General features: G+C 61.8%; 14 protein-coding genes. 11 read left to right on the plus strand and 3 right to left on the minus strand.

What is annotated here, in order from left to right; translation table 11 throughout:
- Window positions 1–6: 6 nt before the first annotated feature.
- The 5 genes from JQ611_RS35840 to JQ611_RS35860 all read left to right on the plus strand — a co-directional run bounded on the left by JQ611_RS35840 (window position 7) and on the right by JQ611_RS35860 (window position 5,952).
- A complete protein-coding gene (locus JQ611_RS35840) occupies window positions 7–1,158 on the plus strand; it encodes a branched-chain amino acid ABC transporter permease (protein ID WP_211999310.1) in 1,152 nt (383 codons plus the stop codon).
- On the plus strand, window positions 1,155–1,913 hold the full coding sequence (locus tag JQ611_RS35845) for an ABC transporter ATP-binding protein (protein WP_212038740.1): 759 nt from the start codon (window positions 1,155–1,157) through the stop codon (window positions 1,911–1,913). The genes JQ611_RS35840 and JQ611_RS35845 overlap by 4 nt, the downstream gene beginning before the upstream one ends.
- 10 nt (window positions 1,914–1,923) lie before the next feature.
- Window positions 1,924–2,703, plus strand: a complete 780-nt coding sequence (locus JQ611_RS35850) for an ABC transporter ATP-binding protein (protein WP_211999311.1) — start codon at window positions 1,924–1,926, stop codon at window positions 2,701–2,703.
- 119 nt (window positions 2,704–2,822) lie between these two features.
- Window positions 2,823–4,661, plus strand: a complete 1,839-nt coding sequence (locus JQ611_RS35855) for a long-chain fatty acid--CoA ligase (protein WP_212468115.1) — start codon at window positions 2,823–2,825, stop codon at window positions 4,659–4,661.
- A gap of 91 nt (window positions 4,662–4,752) precedes the next feature.
- Window positions 4,753–5,952: an ABC transporter substrate-binding protein gene (locus JQ611_RS35860; protein ID WP_212391768.1), complete on the plus strand. Its 1,200-nt coding sequence runs from the start codon at window positions 4,753–4,755 to the stop codon at window positions 5,950–5,952.
- 130 nt (window positions 5,953–6,082) lie between these two features.
- Here JQ611_RS35860 and JQ611_RS35865 read toward each other — a convergent pair whose 3' ends face one another.
- On the minus strand, window positions 6,083–8,194 hold the full coding sequence (locus JQ611_RS35865; protein WP_312012343.1) for a PQQ-dependent dehydrogenase, methanol/ethanol family: 2,112 nt from the start codon (window positions 8,192–8,194) through the stop codon (window positions 6,083–6,085).
- Window positions 8,195–8,625: 431 nt separating this feature from the next.
- Window positions 8,626–9,444, minus strand: coding sequence for a transglutaminase-like cysteine peptidase (locus JQ611_RS35870; RefSeq protein WP_212468117.1), 819 nt, complete (start codon window positions 9,442–9,444; stop codon window positions 8,626–8,628).
- 619 nt (window positions 9,445–10,063) lie between these two features.
- Here JQ611_RS35870 and JQ611_RS35875 point away from each other — a divergent pair.
- A complete protein-coding gene (locus tag JQ611_RS35875) occupies window positions 10,064–16,054 on the plus strand; it encodes a VCBS domain-containing protein (protein ID WP_212468118.1) in 5,991 nt (1,996 codons plus the stop codon).
- Window positions 16,055–16,558: 504 nt separating this feature from the next.
- Window positions 16,559–18,787, plus strand: coding sequence for a CHASE2 domain-containing protein (locus tag JQ611_RS35880; protein WP_212391758.1), 2,229 nt, complete (start codon window positions 16,559–16,561; stop codon window positions 18,785–18,787).
- Between the two features lie 133 nt (window positions 18,788–18,920).
- Here the strand turns inward: JQ611_RS35880 and JQ611_RS35885 are convergent, their stop codons facing one another.
- Window positions 18,921–20,528, minus strand: a complete 1,608-nt coding sequence (locus JQ611_RS35885) for an ABC transporter substrate-binding protein (protein ID WP_212468119.1) — start codon at window positions 20,526–20,528, stop codon at window positions 18,921–18,923.
- Between the two features lie 257 nt (window positions 20,529–20,785).
- On the opposite strand from JQ611_RS35885, the gene JQ611_RS35890 reads away from it, so the two are divergent.
- The 4 genes from JQ611_RS35890 (at window position 20,786) to JQ611_RS35905 (ending at window position 25,611) form a co-directional block, all read left to right on the plus strand.
- Window positions 20,786–22,396 (plus strand): ABC transporter substrate-binding protein, encoded by a 1,611-nt coding sequence (locus JQ611_RS35890; protein ID WP_249133725.1) that lies wholly within the window; start codon window positions 20,786–20,788, stop codon window positions 22,394–22,396.
- Between the two features lie 202 nt (window positions 22,397–22,598).
- Window positions 22,599–23,552, plus strand: a complete 954-nt coding sequence (locus JQ611_RS35895) for an ABC transporter permease (RefSeq protein ID WP_192737023.1) — start codon at window positions 22,599–22,601, stop codon at window positions 23,550–23,552.
- Window positions 23,553–23,645: 93 nt separating this feature from the next.
- Window positions 23,646–24,533 carry an ABC transporter permease gene (locus JQ611_RS35900; RefSeq protein ID WP_212267992.1) on the plus strand — a complete coding sequence of 296 codons (888 nt, stop codon included), beginning with the start codon at window positions 23,646–23,648 and terminating at the stop codon, window positions 24,531–24,533.
- A gap of 4 nt (window positions 24,534–24,537) precedes the next feature.
- Window positions 24,538–25,611: an ABC transporter ATP-binding protein gene (locus tag JQ611_RS35905; RefSeq protein WP_212468121.1), complete on the plus strand. Its 1,074-nt coding sequence runs from the start codon at window positions 24,538–24,540 to the stop codon at window positions 25,609–25,611.
- Window positions 25,612–25,614: the final 3 nt, after the last annotated feature.

Below are 25,614 nucleotides of genomic sequence, written 5' to 3' on the forward strand. Positions count from 1 at the left end.
GCCGCGATGCGTTTTCTCTTCAAGACCGACTACGAAGACGACATCCGGCTGATGCCGCACAGCGGCTATCTGGTCACCTATGGCGTGCTGCTGGCACTCTTGGCGGTCGCGCCGTTCGTGCTCTCCAGCTATATCATGAGCCAGCTGGTGTTCGTCTGCATCTACGCCACCGTCGGCGTCGGGCTGATGATCCTGACGGGCTTCACCGGGCAGGCGTCGCTGGGCCACGCCGCCTTCCTCGCCATCGGCGCCTATACGGCGGCCTTCCTGCAGCAATACAACGTCCCGTTTCCGGTATATTTCCTGGCCGCAGGCCTGCTGACCGGCGTAGTCGGCGCGCTGGTCGGATTCCCGGCGCTGCGGCTGCAGGGCATCTATCTCGTCATTGCGACGATTTCCTTTGCCTTCATCGTCGAGGAAATCCTGGCGCGCTGGGAAAGCGTGACCCATGGCAATGAGGGCATGCGCGTCAAGACCATGCAGGTGTTCGGCATGGCGATATCGCGCGATAGCCCGACCTTCTATTTCCTTTGTCTGGGTTTCCTGATCCTGACCATCGTCGGCACACTCAATCTCCTGCGTTCTCCGACCGGCCGCGCCTTCGTCGCGATCCGTGACAGCGAGACCGCGGCGCGCAGCATGGGCATCAACGTCTCGCTCTACAAGGTGAAGTCGTTTGCGATCAGCGCCGCGATCACCGGATTCGCGGGCTGCCTGTTCGCCCACAAACTGTCCTTCATCAGCCCGGAAATGTTCACGCTGCTGCTCTCGATCGAGTTCATCATCGTGATCCTGATCGGCGGCTCGTTCAGTCTGCATGGCGCGGTGCTGGGGGCGATCTTCCTGGTCATGATCGATCCGCTCCTGACCTATCTGAAGGACGACTTGCCCGGCATGATCGCGGGCGTCGCCTCGACGTTTGGCGCTGGCAAGGAGAGTGCGTCTCAAATTCAGGACAAGGCCGCCGCCATCGCTTCCGCGAACGGCCTCAAGGGCGCGATTTACGGCCTGATCATCGTGCTGTTCGTGCTGTTCGAGCCGCTTGGCCTCTACGGACGCTGGCTGAAGATAAAGCTCTTCTTCCAGCTGTTCCCGCTCTACAAGCGCGCCACTTTCAAGCGGCAGAAAATCTATGTGAAGTCGGAGCGGAACCGATGAGCTATTTCCGGGCCGAAGACCTGTCCTTGCACTTCGGTGGCCTCAAGGCGGTCGATGCCGTCAGCTTCGCGGTGGAGAAGGGCGAAATTCTATCGATCATCGGCCCCAACGGCGCGGGCAAGAGCTCGATCTTCAATCTGATCTCGCGCATTTATCCGCCGACCTCGGGCAAGATCTATTTCGAGGATCAGGACATCACCCAGCAGCCGGCTTACGAAATTGCCGGCCTCGGCATTGCCCGCACCTTCCAGAACATCGAATTGTTCGAGAACGCGACGATGCTGAGCAATCTCTTGGTCGGCCGGCACCGCCACTCCACCACGCAGCTGTGGCAGGAGTTGCTGTTCCTGCCGAGCGTGCGCGCCCACGAAAAGGCGCATCGCCGCCGCGTCGAGCAGGTGATCGAGTTCCTCGACCTCGAAGTCTATCGCGACAAGCTGATCTCGGGGCTGCCCTACGGCGTCCGCAAGGTGATCGAGCTTGCACGCGCGCTGTGCTCGGAGCCGAAGCTGATCCTGCTCGACGAGCCGTCCTCCGGGCTGAACGTCGAGGAGACCGGCGACATGTCGTTCTGGATCCGCGACCTGAAGACCGATCTCGGCATCACCGTGCTGATGGTCGAGCACGACATGTCGCTGGTGAACCGGGTGTCGGACCGGGTGATCGCACTGAACTACGGCAAGGTGATCGCGATGGGCTCGCCTTCCGAAGTGCAGCGCCATCCCGACGTCGTCGCGGCCTATCTCGGCGCATGAGGATGATGCCATGAGCGCTCCCGACATCATCCTGAAGCTCAGCAATATCGAGAGCTATTACGGACCGATTCAGGCGATCAGGGGCATCAGCCTCGAAGTGCCGCGTGGCAAGATCGTCACACTGCTCGGCGCCAACGGCGCCGGCAAGACCACCGTTCTGAAAACCATCTCCGGCATCCTCGATCCGCAGAAGGGCTCGATCGAATTTCTGGGCAAATCGATCCAGCGCGTGGAAGCCGACAAGATCGTGCGGCTGGGCCTAAGCCACGTGCCGGAGGGGCGCGAAGTGTTCCCGTTCCTCTCCGTGCGCGAGAACCTGATGATGGGCGCCTATCCGCGCAAGGATCGCGACGGCGTCGCCGAGGATCTCGAGCGCGTCTATGGCTATTTCCCGCGGCTGAAGGAGCGCATCAACCAGCCGGCCGGACAGCTCTCCGGCGGCGAGCAGCAGATGCTGGCGATCGGGCGCGCGTTGATGAACCGGCCGACGCTGTTGCTGCTGGACGAACCCTCGCTCGGGCTGTCGCCGATCCTGGTGAAGGAGATTTTCACCATCATCAAGCGCGTCAACGAAGAGCAGGGCATGTCGATCCTGCTGGTCGAGCAGAACGCCAAGGTGGCGCTGGAGACGGCGCATTATGGCTATGTGCTGGAAATCGGCCGTGTCGTCATGAACGACAGCTGCGAGCGGCTGATGCATTCAAAGGACATCCAGGAATTCTATCTCGGCGCCAAGGAAGAGGGCGCGCGCGGTGAGCGACGCTGGAAAAAGAAGAAGACATGGCGCTAAACGACGCAGTTAAGACCTTGGCGTTCCTAGTGATTTTGAGCTAAATTCGAGCCTGCCTCGACAACAAGACCGGCTGACAAGACCGGCGTCGGTCGCAGGCGAGAGAGGGAGGAAGACGCATGGCCAGACCGGCAGTGCTGACGGTCGCCGACACGATCGCGAAGAGCTTTTTGCTGGCCGTGGAAACGCGCGGCGACCGGCCGGCGATCCGCGAAAAGACGTTCGGCATCTGGCAGCCGACCAGGTGGCGGCAGTGGCTGCAGATATCGAAGGATATCGCTTACGCCTTGCATGCCACCGGCTTCAAGCCGGGCGACGTCGCGTCGATCATCGCGAACGCGGTTCCCGAATGGGTGTATGCCGACATGGGCATCCTCTGCGCCGGCGGCGTCTCGTCCGGGATCTATCCGACCGACTCCTCGGTCCAGGTCGAATACCTCATCAACGATTCCTCGACGCGCGTTATCTTTGCCGAGGACGAGGAGCAGCTCGACAAGATCCTGTCGTGCCGCGAACGTTGCCCGACCCTGCAGAAGATCGTCGTGTTCGACATGGAAGGCCTCTCTGGCTTCAGCGACCCGATGGTGATGTCGCTGGCCGAATTCACCGCCCTCGGGCGCAACCACAGTCACGACGATCCGGCGCTGTGGGATGCGATGATCGCAAGCCGAGGCGCGGGTGATCTGGCCATCCTCGTCTACACGTCAGGCACGACCGGTCCGCCCAAGGGCGCGATGCATTCCAACCGCAGCGTCACGCACCAGATGCGCCACGCCAACGATCTGTTCCCCTCCACCGACGCCGAAGAGCGGCTGGTGTTCCTGCCGCTCTGCCACGTCGCCGAGCGGATCGGCGGCTATTACATTTCGCTGGCACTGGGATCGGTGATGAATTTCGCCGAAAGCCCGGAAACCGTGCCGGACAATCTGCGCGAAGTGCAGCCGACCGCGTTCCTGGCGGTGCCGCGGATCTGGGAAAAATTCTATTCCGGGATCACGATTGCACTCAAGGACGCGACGCCGTTCCAGAACTGGATGTACCGCCAGGCGCTGGGAATCGGCAATCGCGTGACCGAGAGCAAGCTTGAGGGTGAAACGCCGCCGCTGACCTTGCGGATCGCCAATCAGTTCGCCTATTGGCTGGTGTTCCGCAACATCCGCCGCATGCTCGGGCTCGATCGCTGCCGTCTGGCCTTCACCGGGGCTGCGCCGATCGCGCCGGATTTGATCCGCTGGTATCTCGCGCTCGGCATCGACATGCGCGAGGTCTACGGCCAGACCGAGAATTGCGGTGTGGCCACCGTGATGCCGCCCGACCGCATGAAGCTGGGTTCAGTCGGCAAGGCCGCGCCCTGGGGCGAGGTCGCGATTTCCCCGCAAGGCGAAATCCTGATCAAGGGCGACTTCCTGTTCATGGGTTATCTCAACCAGCCGGAAAAGACCGCCGAGACCATCGATGCCAAAGGCTGGCTGCACACTGGCGACGTCGGTTCGATCGACAACGAGGGCTTCGTCAAGATCACCGACCGGATGAAGGACATCATCATCACCTCGGGCGGCAAGAACATCACGCCGTCCGAGATCGAGAACCAGCTGAAGTTCTCGCCCTACGTCTCGGACGCGGTGGTGATCGGCGACAAGCGGCCGTTCCTCACCTGTCTCATCATGATCGACCAGGAGAATGTCGAGAAGTTCGCGCAGGACCACGACATTCCCTTCACCAACTACGCGAGCCTGTGCCGCGCGCCCGAGATCCAGGACCTGATCCAGCGCGAGATCGAGGCGGTCAACGTCAACTTCGCGCGGGTCGAGACTATCAAGAAATTTTTCCTGATCGAGCGTCAGCTGACGGCCGAGGATGAGGAATTGACGCCGACCATGAAATTGAAGCGCAGTTTTGTGAACAAGCGTTACGCGGCCGAGATCGGCGCCATGTACGGCGAACGGGCGGTGGCGTAACGGACGAACTTTGAGCAAAATTTGTAGAAACGGCGAAGGACAAGAAGGCCCCACCCTTCGCTCAACACGGGCCAACGAAGAGGAGACTGCAATGTCGAAATCGTCTAGGGCGTTGTGCCTTGCGGTGAGCGCCCTTGCGCTGACCCACCTGCCGGCCTACGCCCAAACCAAGGTCACCAATGAAGGCATCTCGGCGAGCGAGATCGTCATCGGCACCCATCAGGATCTGTCCGGCCCGATCAAGGGCTGGGGCGTTCCGGTTTCCAACGGCATGAAGATGGCGATCGACGAAGTCAACGCCGCCGGCGGCATTCACGGCCGCAAGATCAAGCTCGTCCTGGAGGACTCCGGCTACGACCCGAAGCGTGCGGTGCTGGCGTCGCAGAAGATGGTCGAGCGCGACAAGATCTTCGCGATGGTCGGCCCGATGGGATCGCCCACCGTGCTCGCCTCGCAGGACATTTTGCTCGAGGCCGGGGTGATGCAACTGTTTCCGCTCACCGCGGCCGAATTCACCTTCAAGTTCGATCCGGCCAAGCCGCAGGAACGGCTGAAATTCAACAACCTCCTGCCTTACGTCGAGAGCACGCGCGCAGCGCTCAAATACATGATGGAGGCCAAAAATTTCAAGAAGCCGTGCATCATGCATCAGGATGACGAGTACGGCAAAAACGTGCTCGATGGTTTTAACCAGCAACTCGCCGCGATGAAGGTCGCACCGGCCTCCATCACCAGCTACAAGCGTGGTGCATCCGACTTCAGCGCACAGGTCGCCAAGATGAAATCCGACGGCTGCGATCTGGTCGTGTTGGGCGCGGTGCTCCGCGAGCCGATCGGCACGATGGGCGAAGCCAAGAAGCTCGGATGGGACGTCACCTTCCTCGGCGCCACGCCGGTTAACGTGCTCGAAGTGCCGGCGCTCGGCAAGGAAGTGGTTGAAGGTCTGTATGCCGCTTCAGGCTTCGAAATTCCCTACGAAGACACCGCCAAGGGAAAAGTGAAGGACTGGCTCGTCAACTACAAGAAGATGTTCGGCGCCGACGCCAATACCCAGGCGATCATTGGCTACAATGCGGTGATGACGTTCGCGCATTATGCAAACAAGGCCGGCAAGGATCTGAGCGGCCAGAAGATGCTTGATGCGCTGGAGTCCGGCGATAAGTTCCAGGATATCTTCAGTTCGCCGCCGACCGTGTTCTCGAAAACCAACCATCTCGCCACCACCATCACCCAGGTCCAGCAGGTCAAGAACGGCCGCTGGGTGCTGGTGAAGGAAGGCCTGATGTTCTGAGGCTCGTCTTCCGAAGGTTTGCCTTCCGAACGACGAAGGGCTGCGCGATCACCTTGCGCAGCCCTTTCTTTATTTGGATGGATCCCACTCTCCGTCATGGCCGGGACAAGCCCGGCCATGACGAGTTGGGTTACTGCTTCGGCTGTCCCGCGGCTTCGGCCGGCTTCGGCCTGATCGCATCCGCCGTGCCTTGGATGAAGGCGGCGATCTTCGTCACATCCGCTTCCGTCAGCTTGCCGGTGAAGTCCGGCATGCCCTGGTCGCGGAACGGGCCCTTGAACACGAAGTCCTTGAGGTTCTCGATGGTCTCCTTGGGCACGTAGCCGAGGTTACGGACATTGCCGCCATTGTGGACGCCGGGCACGCCGTGGCAGGTGGCGCAGGCGGCGACATAGAGGTTGGTGCCGTCGGGCACGTCCTTCGGATCGTACTTGACGCCCGCAAGCAGGCCTTCGGTCTGATACTTCACGAAAGTCGGCAGTGGCGCCTTGCCGTCGACCGCAAACGTGTAGACCGTGCCCGGGCTGCGCAATTCGGTAGCGCGTACCGCGATCCCGAACACGCCGCCCCAGCCAACCGCGATCGACACATATTGCTTGCCGTCGAGCATGTAGGTCGAGGCCGCCGCGACGACGCCGGACCCGGTCGGCGATTCCCAGAGCTTCTCGCCGGTCGTGGCATTATAGGCGACGAAGCGTCCGTCGGCAGTGCCCTGGAATACCAGATTGCCGGCTGTTGTCAGCGTGCCGCCGTTCCATGGCGCCACATATTCGGCGCGCCAGACTTCCTTCTGCTTCACGGGGTCCCACGCCAGCAGGCGCCCGAACGCCGGATTCTTCGGCGGGACAGCGTCCAGCACCATGCCGACATTCCAACCGGTGGTGGCGCCGAACTTGCCGGGAGTCGGCGCGTTGTGAACGAACATTTTTTCCGGCGTCAGGTTCAGCGGCACGCCTTGCGCCGGCAGATAAACGAGGCCGGTCTGCGGATTGAACGACATGGGATGCCAATTGTGCGCGCCATATGGACCGGGAACGCTGTCATACGGCTCCTTGCCGCGCGCTGCCGGTACTTCGATCGGACGACCATTGGCGTCGTAACCGGTCGCCCAGTTCACATCGACGAAGTTCTTGGCCGAGATGAACTTGCCGTTGGTGCGGTCGACGACGAAGAAGAAGCCGTTCTTCGGCGCATGAAGAATGACCTTCCTTGGCGCGCCATCGATGTTGATGTCCGCCAGGATCATCGGCTGCGTCGATGTGTAGTCCCAATGATCGCCGGGGGTTTCCTGATAGTGCCAGATGTATTTGCCGGTGTCGGCGTTCAGCGCCACCAGTGACGCCAAGTAGAGATTGTCGCCGCCGGATGGGCTGCGGATGTCCCGATTCCACGGCGAGCCGTTGCCGGTGCCGACATAGACCATGTTCAGGTCGGGATCGAAGGTGATGGTGTCCCACGCCGTTCCGCCGCCGCCGTTGAGCCAGTATTTTCCGGCCGGATCCCAGGTCTTGGCGGCTGCCGCCATCGATTCATCTTCGAACGGTTTTGAGGGATCGCCAGGCACGGTGAACCAGCGCCAGGCCTGGTTGCCGGTCTCGGCGTCATAGGCGGTGATGTAGCCGCGCGCGCCATATTCGGCGCCGCCATTGCCGATCACGACCTTGCCGTTGAACACGCGCGGCGCGCCGGTGATGGTGTAGGAGTGGTCCTTGCTGACGATGGTGTCCTTTTCCCAGACGACCTTGCCGGTGACGGCGTCGAGCGCGATCAGGCGGCCGTCATAGGCGCCGAGGAAAACCTTGCCCTTCCAGAGCGCCACGCCGCGATTGACGACGTCGCAACAGCCCTTGTAGCCCTTCTCCTTGTCGATGCCAGGATCGAAGGTCCAGAGTCTCTTGCCGGTACGGGCGTCGATCGCGTGCACCACGCTCCAGGAGGCGGTCTGGTACATGATGCCATCGACGACCACCGGGGTTGCCTCGACACCGCGGGAGGATTCGAGCGGATAGCTCCATACCAGGCCGAGCTTCTTGACGTTGTCGGTGTTGATCTGGTTCAGCTTGGAAAAGCGCGTTTCCGCATAGTCGAGGCCGATGGTCGGCCAGTCGTTCGATGTCGCGGTGTTGGCCTTGATCGAGGCGCCGTCGACCGCCGAGGTAACGGCCTTGATGTGCTCCGGCGATCCCTTGGCGGGACTTTGCGCGAGCGCCGCCGTGGAGGAGATCGCCAGCCCAAACCCGATCGCCAGCGCCAGGCGAGCCGGCCGATGCAAACTGGAAAAGCTTTCAGGAAAAAAACGGCAAACAGAATCACCGCACGGCCAACGTGTCATCCTAGTCCCCTCCAATGATCTCTAGCGGATCTGTCGGAATGGTATGCCGGTGGGAACGACGGCGTCAATCAAGCGCGAGCGCGAAAAGAAAAAGAGAATATTTGTCTCGTCATGTTTTTGCCAAACGGAATGAACATGCGTTTCGGCTGCACTGCAGCATGGCTTGATGACTTACACTGAATCTGATCGTGCAATGAAAATTGCGGGATGCCTTGTATCCGATATCCCAGATGCGCGATCATGGATCGCGCGACGTCCCGTCCGGTCCGCTGCAGCGAGGGCGTGATGCAGCACGCAGTTGCTCCATCGTCGCCACGGATGAAATTGCGGCAGGATTGCTGTCAATCGGCTTTCGTCGGAGCCTGATTGGCGGGTGTGACAACGCCGGGCGCTGCCAGCGCGCTGATGACGACCGGCGCTTCGGGATTGCCGGATACGGCGGTGAGCAGGGGCGCATCGGTGTATCGCATGACGCTGTGCTGATCGATCACGAAGGTGGGCCGGTAATTGCGGATGTCGGAATCCTCAACCATCGCCATGCGGCGGTTATCGAGCGTCAGCCAGTGCCCGTCGAGCCGCGCGGCGGCAACCGCGTGATCCTCGCCGCGGACGGTGTCGCGCATGATCACGATCCGCAGATCGTCGGGCGCAATGCCGGCCCGGCGCAACGCCACGAATTTCGCAATGGCGTAATCCTCGCAGTCGCCGCCCCGCGTTAGCGTCGCGAGCGGCGAGGCCCAGACGTCGAGCTGGCCATATTGTGCGAGGTCGCTCATCGGCCGCACCGCAAGGTTGACGGCGCGGTTGATCTCGCCGAGTCGGGCGCGGCCCTCGCGGAGCTTGGCGGCATCGACGATCGCGAGGAATTGCAGCGCGGCCGGCGAGACGCAGCCTTCGCGGTCGCCCTCGCACAGCGCAAGCTGCACCATTTCATCGTCGAGGCGGCGCTGCACACTTTGCCATTTCTCGTGCAATCCGCCGTCGAGAAGCATCGCGGTGGGCTGCCCGAACGGCTGGGTGGATTTCTTGACCAGGACCGCAGCGCCAGGTGACAGCAGCGTTCCGGCGTCCGCCGGTCCGAACCAGGCCAAGCCGCTTATGGACAGGCCGCACGCGAGGAAGGTTGCGCGCAACGCACGCGGATAATTTGAGATCGCCATCTGACACCCCTAGTCCGGGCATTATCGGCAGGCTCGTTAACCTACTCGTGACCGGATCATTTCGCTGGGGGCATAGTGGGTAGGTGGGCTTTTGATCTGCTTAAAACCCGCGATGTCAGGCCGGAAAGCGCGAAACAGCTTAAAATTTGTCTCGCCGGTTTCCCGAAAATTTTATCGAACCTTTGCGGAGCCGTGACTGCCCTATCCATGGGATGGTGCTTAACCGTGCGTTATCGTTGTTTTCAGGTTAATATGACTAATCTGGTCAGATTCGCGTGAGTTGTAAGCCAAGTCACAGTTTTGACTTGGAAAATCGCATCATATACCGGGGTTATACGGGGGAATCGGATTGATAAGTATAGACCGCAGTCGTTTTGCTGCGAATATCTCAACTAATCTCCCTGGTGCTCAAGCTTATCCATGTATTCCTCTGTGTATGGCAGGGGAGTACCAGATATGCTTGAGAAAAATCGGGAAGACTGATCTAGAAAACGGCTCTAACCTAAGCAAGCTGCACAAAAAATGGATGGTTCCGTAGAAGACCATCCGTGATATGCAAGCTTAGACCTTTGAATATTGTATTTGTATTAACCTTAGCGGCGGCGGGGCTCATTTGACTTTGGCCGGTAAATTTACCGACGTGTTGCCTGACGGCCACGGCGCTCACCTCGGTGGGCACGTCCACGTCGACAGCGTTTCCACGCATGCGCCGTCGGGCGCCATTATCGTTCCAGACGCCCATTTGCTCTTCACCGGCGATTTCAAGCGCACGGGTGTCGACCTCGTCCTGTCGGGCGACGGCCGCGAGTTGGTGCTGCATGACTATTTCAAGGGCGAGAAGCGCGCAGCCCTGGCATCCCCCGATGGCGCCCATCTGACCGGCAATATTGTCAGCGCGCTGACCGGCCACACCCAGCTGGCGCAGGCCGACGGCAGCCCGAGCGTGGCCCAGGTCATCGGCCATGTCACCAAGCTGGTCGGTACCGCGACCGCGATCCGCAACGGCGTTTCGATCATTCTGAACAATGGCGACAACGTCAACAAAGGCGACGTGGTCCAGTCCGGTTCCGATTCGACGCTCGGCATCACCTTCATCGACGGCAGCGTGTTCGGTCTCGCATCGAACGCCAGGATGGTGCTGAACGAAATGATCTACGACCCGAACGGGTCGAACAATTCGTCGCTGATCAGCCTGGTGCAGGGCACCATCTCGTTCGTCGCCGGCGCGACCGCCAAGAAGGGCGACATGAAGGTCGACACGCCGGTTGCCACTATGGGCATCCGCGGCACCGCGGTACTGGTCGAAATCGATTTCGCGGTGCCGGGCCAGGGCGGAGCGCCGCCGGCGAAATTCCAGGTGCTGGTCGAGCCCGACGGCACCACCGGCTCCTACATCCTGTTCGACAAGACCACGATGACGCCGATCGCGACCGTCAATCAGGCCGGTACGCAGACCATCGTCAGCGGCCAGGGCACGGTCAATTTTCTTTCCTCGGTGCAGTTGTCGCCCGATGCGCAGAAGATCATCTCCGATGTCTTCCAGCTGAAATTCACCGACCTGAACAATCCTCAACAGCTGCACCGGTTCACCGATTCGCCGGTTCCGGAAAACATGTTCATCAGACTGGCGGGCGGAGAAACCGTCCCGGTGAAGGTGACGGTTACTCCGATTATCGACACTCCCGTCGTTACGACTACCCCCACGACCGTCAAATCGGGCGACCACATTCCGGGGCCGCCCGACGTCATCACCTCCAATGCGGCTTTCACCGAGCGCGCAGGCCTGACCGGCAGTGCCGCGCAGGATACGTTGACCGGCGAGATCGCGTATTCCGACCTCAATCCGGGCGACGTGCCGACCGCCCAGGCGAGTTTTGCCTCGTTCAAGTATGAGAACGCGCAGCACAGCGACGTCAGCGCATCGCTGACATCAGAGCAGATAGCCGCGATCAAGGCGGTGGAAGTGCCGCTTACCGTGGTGCAGGATCCCAACCAGAAAAACCGCGGCACGGCGACCTGGACCTACAGCGTCCCTGACGGAGCCTTCGATTTCCTGGCCGCCGGCGAGACCTTGACGCTGACCTATCTGGCGCGGGTCGACAATAATTTCGCGGCGAACAACGAGATCACGTTCAAGACCTTCACCATCACGATATCAGGCACCAATGACGCGCCGACCGTTGCCACCAGCGGCGGCACCGTCATCGAGCGGGACGGCACCGGCAATACCACCATCGATACGATCTCGGGCACGGTCACCTTTACCGATACCGATTTGACCGATCGCCCGGTGGTGACTGCGGCGATCTCGACAACCGAGCCGTTCAGATACCTCGACGCGCAGGGGCATAACGTCACCGCGACGCTGACGCCGGCGCAACTGGCGGCAATTGCAGCCGTCAAGGTTCCCTTGAGCGTGACGCAGGGGGGCGCAAACGGCCATAACGGTTCGGCGACCTGGACCTACAGCATCGCCGACCACGCCTTCGATTTCCTCGCCAAGGGCGAGAAGCTAATCCTCAACTACGTCATCAAGGTCGACGACGGCCATGGCGGCGTTGTGTACACGCCGGTCAGCATCTCCATCAACGGCGCCGACGTCACCGTGATCGGCACCAACGACGTTCCCACCATAGTTCCGGAATGGACGACGGCGACAGGCGAGATGACGGAGGATGCAGCGGCGACGCTGACCGCCAATGGAACGATCACGTTTCAGGACCTCGACCTGACGGACACCCATGCCGCGGCATTCGCTCTGAAGTCGTCGAACGCCACTGCCAATCTGCCGGGCTATTCGGAGGCGGCCCCGCTGGGTCAAATCGGCACGTTTGCCCTGACCGCGATAAGCGAGAATCCCGGTGTTTCGACCGTCGGCTCGCTCGGCTGGAACTTTACGCTGAACGACAACGATCCGGTGCTGCAGTCGCTGGCCAAGGGCCAGACCATCACCCAGATCTACACGGTCACCATATCAGACAATAACGGTGCGCCGGTGACGCAGGACGTGACGGTGACGATCACCGGCACCAACGATACGCCGACCATTGTGGGTGGATCTACCACGGCGACTGGCGGGGTGACGGAGGATACCGGCGTCAACGACTCCGGTAACATCGAGACCTCGGGCACGATCACGTTCGGCGATCTCGACCTGATCGACACCCACACCGCCGGCTTCGTGCTGAAATCGACGAATGCCAGCGTGAACCTACCGGGCTTTGCCGAGGGCAACGGCGCATTGGCCGCCAATATCGGCACCTTTGCGCTGACCGGAGTGAACGAGAGCGCGACCGACACCGTCAACACCGCCAGCATCGGCTGGAACTTTACGCTAAACGACAACGATCCGGTGCTGCAGTCGCTGGCCAAGGGCCAGACGATCGTCCAGATCTACACGGTCACCATATCAGACAATAACGGTGTGCCGGTCACGCAGGATGTGACGGTGACGATCACCGGCACCAATGACACGCCGACGATTGTGGGCGCGTCGACGACGGCGGCCGGCGGGGTGACGGAAGACGTCGGCGTCAACGTTTCCGGCGATATTGCGACTTCGGGCATGATTACGTTTGGTGATCTCGACCTGATCGACGCCCATACTGCGGGCTTCGTGCTGAAATCGACGGATGCCAGCGTGAACCTGCCGGGCTTTGCCGAGGGCAACGGCGCATTGGCCGCCAATATCGGCACCTTCGCCCTGACGGGAGTGAACGAGAGCGCGACCGACACCGTCAACACCGCCAGCATCGGCTGGAGCTTTACGCTAAACGACAACGATCCGGTGCTGCAGTCGCTGGCGTTGGGCCAGACCATTACCCAGATCTACACCGTCACGATCATAGACAGTAACGGTGCGCCGGTGACGCAAGATGTGACGGTGACGATCGCCGGCACCAACGATGTGCCGGTTGCGGTTGCCGACACTGACACCGGCCATATCGTCGAGGCGGGGAACAACAGCGACAATTCCGTACTGGCCGGCGTCTCGACCACGTCGGGCGACGTGCTCAGCAACGATACCGACGTCGACCTGATCGATACCCACCACGTCATCGGTGTTGTGGCGGGTTCGATCAGCGGGGTGCTGACGAACGACGATGTCGGCGCGACCGTCGTCGGCACTTATGGGTCACTGGTTCTCAACGCCAACGGTACGTGGACCTATACGCTCGACAATACCAATCCGCTGACCGACTCGCTAGCGCATGGCGCGCACGCCAGCGACGTCTTCAGCTATACCGAGTCCGATGGTTATGGCGGCACGTCGACGACGACGCTGACGATCGATATCACCGGCACCAACGATGCACCGGTTGCAAATGCGGCGCCGGTCGCTGTGACTGACGTCAATTCGGGTGCGCCGGTTTCCGAGCAAGGCGTCAGTCCGGTCAATGACGCGTTTGCCGGCGTCGCATCGGCGACCGGTAACGTGCTTGCCAACGATCTCGACGTCGATGCCGGCGACACCAAGACGGTGCAGGGAGTTGCCAGCGGAACGCAAACCGGCCCCTTGACCGTAGGCGTGGCTAGCGTGGTCGCCGGCACCTATGGCAGCGTGACGATCGACGCCAACGGCGCGTGGACGTACACGCTCGATAACACCAAGGCCACGACACAGGCGCTGACGCAGGATCAGCATGTCGCAGACGTGTTCACCTACACCATGCATGACGTCTACGGCGCGACCGCGTCCGCGACGCTGACGATTGATGTCACCGGTACCAACGATGCGCCGACCCTGGCCCCGGCGACGGTAGGGCCGCTGCTGGATACCGCCGTTACCGATAGCTACAACACCATCACGGGAACGCTGGTCGGGTACGATGCCGACAGTGGCGAGGCCGCGACGCTGAGTTACGGCACGATCGTCGGACTGAATGCCGTGAACTCGGCGGTTGCGGGCCTGTATGGCTCGCTCACGGTGGACGAGGACGGCCACTACATTTATACGCCCGATGCCGCCGCGATCAACGCGCTGCATGCCGGCACCCAGACCGAAACTTTCACCGTGCAGACCGCGGACGTCAACGGTGCCACGGGTATCGCTTTATTCACGGTGAATGTGACCGGCGCCAACGACACGGCGACGATATCGGCCGATTGGGAGGGCAGCCTGATCGAGGACGCCTTCACGAGCAGCGGCGAAATTGTACCCCTCGACACCGTCAGCGGCACGCTGACGGTCAGCGATGTCGACACTGGCGAAGGTCATTTCCAGGCGGTCGATCCGGACTTGCTCGACGGCGCCTATGGCACCTTCACCTTCACCTTCGACAGCGGTACGGGCGGCTGGACCTATCAGCTCGATAATTCCAAGGTTGAGGTTCAGTCGCTGGGCGAGGGCACCAGCGTCACCGATACGCTGACGGTGACGTCAATCGACGGCACCGAGAAGAATATCGTCGTCACCATCAACGGTACCAACGACGCGCCGGACTACTCGGGAAAGAGCCTCGCGTCGACCTACCATGCCGGCGACAGCCCGGTCGCGATCGTCTACGGCGTCGCGGCCGCCGACATCGACGGTGACAACTATGCCGGCGGAACGCTGACGGCAACCGTCACGGCCGGACACGAGGGCGACACGCTGTCGATCGTGGGCAACGACTACATTTGGGTCGATAGCGGCTCGATCGTCCATTTCGATTCCGATGGTGATGATCCGGGCGGCGACGTCGCGATCGGGACGCTGGCGCACAACGGCGATAATAGCCTCACGGTGACGCTGAACGGCAGCGCCGGCGATACCGCCGTCAAGGCGTTGACGCAGGCGATCGAATTCTCGAACTCCAAGCCGGACCCGGTCGCCGATACCCGCACGGTGACGTTCACGCTCTGGGACGGCCACGGTGTTCCTGACAATGGGCACGACAGCGACTATTTCGAAGCGCATGTGACGGTGCCTGAGAGTGCAGGGGCGGCGCCCGTGATCCAAACGGACCTGTTCACCGTCTCCGAACTCGGCGATGGAGTAACGATGGTTTCCGGTCTCTACGTCACCGATGCCGACGCCTCGGAGACCGAGACCTTCACCTTTACCGCGACCACCGGGGCGTCCCCGGACAGCAGCGTGTCGATCGATCCGGGTGACCTTGAGGATATCGACGAGGCGCTTGGTGCTGTTGCCGTTGCTGGTGTCACATACAATCCCGGCGGCGGCTCTCAGCCGCAGAACGACTCGGTCAAGTTCACCGTGACTGATGGCTTCGGCCATTCCGACACGGTCAATTTCATCTTCAACGTGACTGGCGAAAGCGATGTCGAACTGACCGGTACGGACGGGAAGGATGTCATCTTCGCGACCGGCAATACGGATACGCTGACCGGTGGCGCGGGCGCCGATCAGTTCGTGTTCCGGGTTGGTGACGGCAACGACACGATCACGGACTTCAAGCCGGGGCAGGACCACATCGATCTCAGGGCGTTTTTCGAAACGATCAACCCTGAAACGATCGATGCATGGCTCCATGACCATGCGGCGCCAAGCCAGAACGATCCGGCGGATATGGTGCTCTGGCTCGGCGGCGATGACAATATCACGCTGAAGCAAGTCGCGAGCCTCACGGCCAACGACTTCATCCTCCATCCCGGCATCGGTAACTAACCGCGACGCTCCAGCGGCGGTAGACGTTCTCTTACAAGACCCGCGGAATCCCCCCAGCCGCTCAGCCTCTTCACGCACCGTCGCCGCGTTCTGATAACCGGCGCCCACCTTGCTTTTCGGATCCTGCAGCTTGACCGTCGGCACGTCCGGCACGGCGTAATATTTGTCGTGAACCAGGCAATGGTTGCGGATCAGCGGCCACAGCATCAGGCCGAGCATGTCTGGTCGTGGCCGTATTTTGCCGTCGGTCCGGCGAGAAAATAGCGGCGCATCAGTCCGCCGCAGCGCGCGAACACGATCGTGAGGCCGGGGCGGCGGCCGAAGGGTTCCGCCTGCAGTGTTCGGTTTCGTCAATCCCGATGGTCCCCCCAATGCCACCATAGCCAGCCATGGTCCGCCGGGAAAGCGGGCGAGCGGCCTTTTGGAAGCGCCGGGGTCCCATAATGCCGCGGCGCGGGTCGCAACCCGTTGGAACAATCTGCCTGCCCGTGATACCGAAGCAGCATGAAGCGGCTGAGAGTATTTTGGCGGTGGTTCAAGCGGCGCTTTGGCTATGCCCGGCTGGCGTGCGTGGCGCTGCTGATCGGGTTTGCCGCGCTGCGCGTGTGGGACCCTGCTCCGGTCGAGGAGATCCGCGTTCGAACCTTCGACGCCTTCCAGCGCGTCGACCCGCGGAAGAAGACCGCACGTCCGGTCACGATCGTCGATATCGACGACAAAAGCCTGGAAAAGCTTGGACAATGGCCGTGGCCGCGGACGCGGCTTGCGGATCTGGTAACGGAGCTGACCAATCTCGGCGCCGTCGTGATTGCCTTCGACGTGGTGTTTTCGGAGCCCGACCGGCTCAACCCGGAATTCGTCGCCGATACCTACCGTAATCTCGACGAGGAAACCCGCAGCCGGTTGCGTTCGCTGCCGAGCAACGACCAGGTTTTCGCCGATGCGATCCGCGCCTCGCGCGTGGTGCTGGGTGAATCGGGTTTGCCGGAAGAGCTGGGTGTGCTCGACAAGACGCTTCCGGTGACCGGGCTTGCGATGCTCGGCGAGGAGCCGCAGCGCTTCATGTTCGAATTCCCCGGCCTGCTGCGCAACACCAAGGTGCTGGAGCACGCAGCGGCCGGACGCGGGCTGTTCACCATCAAGCCCGAACGCGACGGTATCGTGCGGCGGGTGCCGATGATCATGCAGGCGCAGGGCCAGACCATGCCTTCGCTGAGCTTCGAGATGCTGCGGGTCGCCACCGGTTCGGGCACGATCCTGATCAAGGCCGAAAAGGCCGGCATCAAGAGCCTCGGCATCAAGGGCTTTCAGCTGCCGACCGACGGCAATGGCCAGCTTTGGGTCCATTACGCCCGGCACGATGCGTCGCTCTATGTTCCGGCGATCAACGTGCTGGAAAAGACCGTTGCGCCCGAGAAGATCGCCGGCAAACTGGTATTGATCGGCACCTCGGCCGTCGGTCTCAACGATATCAAGACCACGCCGGTGTCGCGCGCCATGCCCGGCGTGGAAATCCACGCCCAGGTGCTCGAGAGCGCGCTGACCGGGGAGGTGATCTCGCAGCCGATCTTCGGTATCTCGATCGAATTCGCCACCGCGGTCTTGTTCGGATTATTGGTGATCGCGTTCGCGCCCTTGTTCGGACCGGTCACGCTGGTCGCCCTCGGTGCGGCGTTTGCCACCGCGCTGATCGGAACGTCCTGGTATTTCTATTCGCAGCACCGGCTGCTGATCGATTTCACCTATCCGTTGATATCGACGACGTCGATCTATCTCACGCTGATCTTCTCGAGTTTCGTCCGGGAGCAGAAGCAGCGCAAACAGATCCGTAACGCGTTCTCCCAGTATATGTCGCCCGCGCTGGTCGCCCAGCTGGCGCAGTCGCCGGAAAAGCTCGTGCTCGGCGGCGAGGAACGCGAGATGACCATCATGTTCTCCGACATGCGTGGCTTCACCTCGATCTCGGAGACCTACAAGCGGGACCCACAGGGCCTCACTGCGCTGATGAACCGCTTCCTGACGCCGCTGACCAACGCCATCCTTCACCGCAAGGGCACCATCGACAAATATATGGGCGACGCCATCATGGCGTTCTGGAATGCGCCGCTCGACGACAAGGATCACCAGCTCAACGCCTGCGAGGCGGCGCTCGATATGCTGGAGCGTGTCGACGAACTCAATCAGGAACGAATGGAGGAAGCCGAGGAAGAGGGCCGCCCGTTCATTCCGCTCAATGTCGGCGTCGGCCTCAATACCGGAACCTGCGTAGTCGGCAACATGGGATCCGACATGCGGTTCGACTATTCGGTGTTCGGCGACAGCGTCAATCTGGCCTCACGGCTGGAGGGCCAATCCAAGGAATACGGCTTCCCGATCATCGTCGGTTCGAAAACCGCGCTCGCGGTCAAGGACAAGTTCGCGATCCTCGAACTCGACTTCATCATGGTGAAGGGCAAGAAGGAGCCAGAGGTGATCTACGCCATCGCCGGGCGGGAGGACACCGCGCAGTCCGGCCGTTTCCAGCGCTTGCGCAACCTGACCATCGAGATGCTGGCCTGCTATCGCGGCCGCGACTGGCAAGGCGCGCTGGCCGCGATCGAACGCGGCCGCCACACCGACGAGGTGCGCTCGCTCGAGCTGTTGTTCAACCTCTACGAGGCGCGAATCCGCAACTTCCTGGAGGCCCCGCCGCCGGAAGACTGGAACGGCGCATTCGCGTTGTTGACGAAGTAGCTTTTGTCGTCCCGGCCTTGAGCCGGGACCCATACCGCGTGATTTCTCGATGAGGCGGAGTGGGAGAGACCTTTCACCGACAACTGCACCCTGTGGTTATGGGTCCCGGCTCAAGGCCGGGACGACAGGAAATCTACTCCAGCCCGATCGTCGTCAGATCCTGAAACCAGTGCTGCGCCTGCACGAATTTCTTCACCTTGGGCGACAGCGCGTGCGGGTTGGTGTCGTGCACCACCCACACCAGCACGGCGTCGTCGACGATCTGGGCGTGGGCCTGCGCCAGCAATTCGTCCTGCTTGGTGGCATCGAAGGTCTGCTTGGCCTCGTCGATCAGCGCGTCGACCTTTGGTGACTTGTAGCCGCCCCAGTTGACGCCGACAGGCGCGATCTGGCCGGAGTGGAAGAAGCGCACGATGGCGTAGAGCGGATCCGAGGTGACATAGGCGATGTTGTTGGAGGTGATGCCGGCGTTCATCTCGTCGGCCGCGCCCTTGCGCCAGGCCGTATACAATGTCTCGAGCTCGACCACCTTGAAGTCGATCTCGATGCCGATTTCCTTGAAGCTCTGCTGCAGGAATTCGTTCATCGGCAGCGACAGCATCTGTCCGGTGCCGCCCTGCGCGATGATGAAGGTGGCCTTCAGCGGCTTCTGCCTGGAGTAGCCGGCTTCCTCGACCAGTTTCTTGGCCGCCGCCACATCATGTTTAAGCTCGAAGCTGGGCTTGCCGAACCAGGGACTCGACGGATCGACCTGACCCTTGGCGGGCTTTGCCAGGCCGTTCATCAGACCGACGACGCCTTCACGGTCGATCGCAAGGTTGAGCGCCTTGCGCAGGCGGATGTCGGTCCAGGGCGAGCCCGGCAGCACGCTGAGATGATAATTCCAGACATGCGGCGTGATGTTGTCGACGATGCGCATCCCTGCGGATTTCAGCTGCGGCACCGCATCGGGGGCTGGCGTTTCGATCAGATCGACCTGGCCGGCGAGCAGCGCATTGGTGCGCGTCAGCGCTTCCGGCATCGGAATCAGGACGATCTTGTCGGCCTTCGGAATCCGCTTCTTGTTCCAGTAATCCGCGTTCTTGGTGAGTTCGGCGAGTTCGCGCGGCACCAGCTTTGTCAGTTTGAACGGCCCGGTGCCGGAAGGTTGGCTGGCGAATTTGTCCCAGTCCTTGCCGAGCTTTTCATATTGCGCGGGGCTCGAGACCAGGAACCAGAGCATCTGGTAGGGGAAGAACGAATCCACCGCCTTGGTGGTGATCTCGATGGTTTCGTCGTCGATCTTGGCGTAGCTGGCGACCGAGGGCAGGCGGGTCTTCACCTGCGCGCTCTGGCGCTTGTCGAATTGCGGCGCCTTCTCGTTCAGCACCTTGTCGAGATTCCAGATCACCGCGTCGGCGTTGAACGTGCTGCCGTCATGGAATTTGACGTCCTTGCGCAGACTGAAACGCCATTTGGTCTTGTCCTTGTCGTCGACCTTCCATTCAGTCGCGAGCCCCGGCACCAGCTTGCCGGGCCGGTCAGCCACGTCCATTTCCCAGGCCACCAGCGGATCGTAGATCGTGTAGGCGCTGAACTGATAGGCGCCGGCGCCGCGGTCCGGCTGACCCGTGGTCAGGGGAATATCGGCCATCGAAATGCCGTAGCGCACCACGGATTCGGCCCGCACCGGCGTGGCCGGCAGGGCGCCGATGGCGAACGCCATCGCGGCGACGAGTAGCATCGAATTGCGGGTGCGCATGAACTAAACTCCGTTGGCAGTATGCTGAATACCTAATGCCAACTTGCAAGCTTGATGCCAGAATAGGCATCACTGGCTTTTCTTCGTGCGGAGCGGGAAGAAACCATATGTCACATGGCTATTTCGCGAAGAACTATCTCTTTTGGCACGGGCGTTGCATAACTTTGCATAAGAAATAGTCACCTGAAGTAGAGAAGGGATTGCTGCATATGCGTAACGAGAAATCAAAGAAGACCGCGACGGCGGTCGCGCTGGCGATGGCAATGGCGGCGGGGTTGCCGCTGGCCGCCAGCGCTGAAACCGTGCTGCGCATCGGCATGACGGCTGCCGATATTCCGCGCACGTTGGGTCAGCCGGACCAGGGCTTTGAGGGCAACCGTTTCACCGGCCTCACGATGTATGACGCGCTGACCATGTGGGACCTCTCCTCGGCCAGCAAGGCGAGCGTGATGATCCCGGGGCTTTCGACCGAATGGAAGGTCGATGATGCCGACAAGAAGAAGTGGACCTTCAAGCTGCGTCCCGGCGTCACCTTCCACGACGGCTCGCCGTTCAACGCCGACGCCGTGGTGTGGAATGTCGAGAAGGTGCTGAAGCAGGATGCGCCGCATTTCGACGCCAGCCAGGTCGGCGTCACCGCTTCGCGCATGCCGACGCTGGCCTCCGCGAAGAAAATCGACGATCTGACGGTGGAATTGACCACCAAGGAGCCCGACAGCTTCCTGCCGATCAACCTGACCAATCTGTTCATGGCGAGCCCCTCGAAATGGCAAAAACTGTTCGAGTCGGCTGAGGGCGCGGATGCCAAGGCGAAATCGCAGGCCGCCTGGGCGGCGTTCGCCCGCGAGGCTTCGGGCACCGGCCCGTGGAAGATGTCGAAGTTCACGCCGCGCGAGCGGCTCGAACTCGTCAAGAACGAGGGCTATTGGGACAAGGCGCGTGTGCCCAAGGTCGACAAGATGGTGCTGCTGCCGATGCCGGAAGCCAATGCCCGCACCGCGGCGTTGCTCTCCGGTCAGGTCGACTGGGTCGAGGCGCCCGCGCCCGATGCGGTCAAGGAAATCAAGGCACGCGGCTTCTCCCTGCAGGCCAACGAATCGCCGCATGTCTGGCCGTGGCAGTTCTCGCGCATTGAAGGCTCGCCCTGGAACGACATTCGCGTTCGCAAGGCCGCCAATCTCTGCATCGATCGCGAGGGTCTCAAGGAGGGGCTGCTCGCTGGCCTGATGGTGCCGGCGACCGGCACGTTCGAGGCCGGTCATCCCTGGCGCGGCAAGCCGACCTTCGAGATCAAGTATGACCTGAGGGCGGCGCAAAAGCTGATGCAGGAAGCCGGTTACGGTCCGTCGAAGAAGCTGACGGTCAAGACCCAGACCTCGGCGTCCGGTTCGGGCCAGATGCAACCGCTGCCGATGAACGAATATCTGCAGCAGGCGCTGGCTGAATGTTACTTCGACGTCCAGCTCGACGTGATCGAATGGAACACGCTGTTCACCAATTGGCGCCGCGGCGCCAAGGACGCGTCCGCCAACAACGCCAACGCCACCAACGTGACCTATGCGGCGATGGATCCGTTCTTCGCGCTGGTGCGCTTCCTGCAGTCGTCGATGGCACCTCCGGTGTCGAACAATTGGGGCTACATCAACAATCCCAAATTCGATGAGCTGGTTACCAAGGCACGCCAGACCTTCGATCCCGCGGCGCGCGATGCGGCGCTGGCCGAACTGCATGCGGCCTCGGTCGACGATGCCGCCTTCCTCTATGTCGCCCATGACGTGTCTCCGCGCGCCATGAGCCCGAAGGTGAAAGGCTTCGTGCAGCCGAAGAGCTGGTTCGTCGACTTCTCGCCGGTGACGATCGCGCCGTAAGGCGTGATACTCCAACTTCGCGTGTGCTTCCCTCTCCCCTTGTGGGAGAGGGTGACTTCGCGAAGCGAAGACGGGTGAGGGGTTCTCTCCGCGGATACCCCTCTCTCATTCGCAATGACCGCTTCTGCGGATTGAACCCCTCATCCGGCGCGCTGCGCGCGCCACCTTCTCCCACAAGGTGAGAAGGAAGAAAGAATGTCTCGTGCTCGTCTATATCGCCCGCCGTATCGTCTATGTGATCCCGATCGTGGCCAGCGTGGCGTTGGTGTGCTTCCTGCTGGTCCACATCACGCCGGGCGATCCCCTGGTGGCGGTGCTGCCGGCGGACGCCAGCCAGGAACTCGCGGCGCAATTGCGCACTGCCTATGGCTTCGACCGCCCGCTGCCGGTCCAGTTCGGGCTCTGGCTGTGGCGTGCGCTGCACGGTGATCTCGGCAATTCGATTGCGACGGGCCGTCCGGTGCTGTCGGAGGTGCTGCGCGCGGTCGGCAATACCGTGACGCTGGCGATTGCGGCCGCGTCGATCGGCTTCACTCTGGGTTTGTTTTTCGGCCTGATTGCCGGCTATTTCCGCGACACCTGGATCGACAAGGTCGCGACCTCGATCGCGATCGCCGGCGTCTCCGTGCCGCATTACTGGCTCGGCATGGTGCTGGTCATCATTTTCTCGGTGCAGCTCAACTGGCTGCCCGCGGTCGGCGCCGGTCCCGGCGGCTCGGGCGCCTGGGGCTGGGATTGGGAGCACATGAAATATCTGATCCTGCCCGCGATCACGACATCCGTCATTCCAATGGGCATCGTCACCCGAACGGTGCGGGCCCTGACCGGCGACATCCTGAGCCAGGATTTCGTCGAGGCGCTGCGCGCAAAAGGCCTGCGCGAGACCGATGTGTTCCGCCATGTCATCAAGAACGCCGCGCCGACCGCGCTCGCGGTGATGGGCCTTCAGCTCGGCTATATGCTCGGCGGCTCGATCCTGATCGAAACCGTGTTCTCATGGCCGGGCTCGGGGCTGCTGCTGAATTCGGCGATCTTCCAGCGCGACCTGCCGCTGCTGCAGGGCACGATCCTGGTGCTGGCGCTGTTCTTCGTGGCCCTCAACCTCCTGGTCGATATCGCGCAAGCGTCGATCGATCCGCGCATCAAGCGGAGCTGACATGATCCGGAAAAGTGGGAACCGGTTTTCGCTCGCGACAAACGCGGAACGCGTTTGCGCGGAGATCATGCTCAAACAAAAAGAGCGTAGCGCATGAGCGCGATCACAGATACCGCCCTGCAGGCGGCACCGGCCACCCAGGCGCGGGGCTATTGGGCCACCGTCGGCCGCCGCATCCGGCGCGACAAGGTCAGTATGGTCTGCGCCTTCATTCTGGTGCTGATCTTCCTGTCCGCGCTGCTGGCGCCGTGGCTCGGTTTGGCCGATCCCTATCAGGGCTCGATGATCCGCAGACTCCGCCATATCGGCACGCCGAACTATCCGCTCGGCACCGATGAGCTCGGCCGCGACATGCTGGCACGGCTGGTCTATGGCGGCCGACTGTCGCTGCTCATCGGCATTCTGCCCGTGATCCTCGCCTTCATGATTGGCACATCGCTTGGTCTTGTCGCCGGCTATGTCGGCGGCAAGCTCAACACCGCGATCATGCGCACCGTGGACGTGTTCTACGCATTTCCCTCGGTGCTGCTGGCGATTGCGATTTCGGGCGCGCTCGGCGCCGGCATCGTCAACTCCATCGTCTCGCTGACCATCGTGTTCGTGCCGCAGATCACCCGCGTCGCCGAGAGCGTCACGACCGGCGTGCGCAACATGGACTTCGTCGAGGCCGCGCGCGCTTCCGGCGCCGGGCCCTTCACCATCATGCGTGTGCACATGCTCGGCAACGTGCTGGGCCCGATCTTCGTCTACGCCACTGGCTTGATCTCGGTCTCGATGATCCTCGCCGCCGGCCTTTCGTTCCTCGGTCTGGGTACAAAACCGCCGGAGCCGGAATGGGGGTTGATGCTCAACACGCTGCGCACCGCGATCTATGTCAATCCGTGGGTCGCGGCGTTGCCCGGCGCCATGATCTTTGCGGTGTCGATCTGTTTCAATCTGCTCAGCGACGGTATGCGCAGCGCCATGGACATCAGGAACTGACGCGATGAACGAGAGCAGCCCGTCGGTCGAACTGCTGGAAAAGATCGAGGATGTCGGCGGCGCCGCGCAGCCGCTGTTGCAGGTCAACGGCCTGACCAAGCATTTCCCGGTGCGCGGTGATCTGTTCAGCGCGCGCAAGACCGTCCGCGCGGTCGACGACGTCTCGTTTTCGATCGCCAAGGGTGAAACCGTCGGGATCGTCGGCGAATCCGGCTGCGGCAAGTCGACCACCGCGCGGCTTCTAATGCATCTGATGAAGTCAGACGCCGGCGATATCATCTATGACGGCATGCAGGTCGGCCGCGCACTCTCATTACGTGAGCTGCGCCGCGGCATGCAGATGGTGTTTCAGGACAGCTACGCCTCGCTCAACCCGCGCCTCACCATCGAGGATTCGATCGCGTTCGGCCCGAAGGTACACGGCATGGCGGATGCCGCCGCGCGGGCGCTGGCGCGCGAACTGCTCGGCAAGGTCGGCTTGCGGCCCGAGACCTTCGCCAACCGCTATCCGCACGAGATATCCGGCGGCCAGCGCCAGCGCGTCAACATCGCGCGCGCGCTGGCGCTGTCGCCGCGGCTGGTGATCCTCGACGAGGCGGTATCGGCGCTCGACAAATCGGTTGAAGCCCAGGTGCTCAATCTGCTGGCCGATCTCAAGCGCGAGTTCGGGCTCACCTACCTCTTCATCAGCCACGATCTCAATGTGGTGCGCTACATCAGTGATCGCGTGCTGGTGATGTATCTCGGCGAGGTCGTCGAGCTCGGTCCGGTCGACAAGGTCTGGGACGAGCCGGCGCATCCCTATACGCGGGCGCTGCTGGCGGCGATGCCGTCGGCGGATCCTGACAACCGCACCCAGACGCCGCCGATCACGGGCGATCCGCCCAATCCGATCGATCCGCCGCCGGGCTGCCGGTTTCACACCCGTTGTCCATATGCGGAGCCGCTCTGCTCAAATGCGACGCCAAAACTCAGCGACCTCGATACATTGGGTCACCAGGCGGCGTGTTACATGGCCATTCCGGGATCAGGGCACAGCCGCGCACCGGCCAAAGAAACGACCAAGAAAAACGCATAAGGG

Origin of the sequence: Bradyrhizobium sp. AUGA SZCCT0182 (genome assembly GCF_018130185.1) — a bacterium.
Classification (GTDB): domain Bacteria; phylum Pseudomonadota; class Alphaproteobacteria; order Rhizobiales; family Xanthobacteraceae; genus Bradyrhizobium.

Coding starts and splice junctions, on each gene's coding strand:
- JQ611_RS35840 (WP_211999310.1), top strand. CDS start 7: ATGCGTTTTCTCTTCAAGACCGACTACGAAGACGACATCCGGCTGATG.
- JQ611_RS35845 (WP_212038740.1), top strand. CDS start 1,155: ATGAGCTATTTCCGGGCCGAAGACCTGTCCTTGCACTTCGGTGGCCTC.
- JQ611_RS35850 (WP_211999311.1), top strand. CDS start 1,924: ATGAGCGCTCCCGACATCATCCTGAAGCTCAGCAATATCGAGAGCTAT.
- JQ611_RS35855 (WP_212468115.1), top strand. CDS start 2,823: ATGGCCAGACCGGCAGTGCTGACGGTCGCCGACACGATCGCGAAGAGC.
- JQ611_RS35860 (WP_212391768.1), top strand. CDS start 4,753: ATGTCGAAATCGTCTAGGGCGTTGTGCCTTGCGGTGAGCGCCCTTGCG.
- JQ611_RS35870 (WP_212468117.1), bottom strand. CDS start 9,444: ATGGCGATCTCAAATTATCCGCGTGCGTTGCGCGCAACCTTCCTCGCG.
- JQ611_RS35880 (WP_212391758.1), top strand. CDS start 16,559: ATGAAGCGGCTGAGAGTATTTTGGCGGTGGTTCAAGCGGCGCTTTGGC.
- JQ611_RS35885 (WP_212468119.1), bottom strand. CDS start 20,528: ATGCGCACCCGCAATTCGATGCTACTCGTCGCCGCGATGGCGTTCGCC.
- JQ611_RS35890 (WP_249133725.1), top strand. CDS start 20,786: ATGGCAATGGCGGCGGGGTTGCCGCTGGCCGCCAGCGCTGAAACCGTG.
- JQ611_RS35900 (WP_212267992.1), top strand. CDS start 23,646: ATGAGCGCGATCACAGATACCGCCCTGCAGGCGGCACCGGCCACCCAG.
- JQ611_RS35905 (WP_212468121.1), top strand. CDS start 24,538: ATGAACGAGAGCAGCCCGTCGGTCGAACTGCTGGAAAAGATCGAGGAT.